Raw genomic sequence first — 353 nt, 5'->3', positions numbered from 1 at the left:
GGTATGAGTTGCTTCGCGACGACCTCGCAATCGTCGATATGGCCATCGCGGAACGCGACATCCACACGATCCGCGGTGAAGTCGCATGCCGCATCGTTCAGCAGCAGTTCCAGCGCGATGTCCGGATAGCGCGCATTGAAGCCGGGCAGCAGCGGCGCCACGACCTTGCGGCCGAAGCCCGATGTCGAGGCGATGCGCAGGTGTCCGCGCGGCGGTCCATTACGTAGTTCGCGCATGTCTTCGAGCGCCTGCACGATGCGTTCGACGCCCGGCTGGCAATTCTTGTAGAAGAGTTCGCCCTCGCGCGTCAGCGACGTGCTGCGCGTGGTGCGCAGGAACAGGCGCGCGTCGAG

Annotated in this window: 1 protein-coding gene; it reads right to left on the bottom strand. The window is 64.9% G+C overall.

Annotated features, from left to right (window positions below; translation table 11 throughout):
• The coding region (locus QCE73_RS34015) for a LysR family transcriptional regulator (protein ID WP_309885338.1) at window positions 1–353 on the bottom strand (353 nt) is incomplete at both ends.

This window comes from Caballeronia sp. LZ029, assembly GCF_031451275.1.
In the GTDB taxonomy this organism is placed as follows: domain Bacteria; phylum Pseudomonadota; class Gammaproteobacteria; order Burkholderiales; family Burkholderiaceae; genus Caballeronia; species Caballeronia jiangsuensis.
This window is presented reverse-complemented; position numbering and strand designations above follow the sequence as displayed.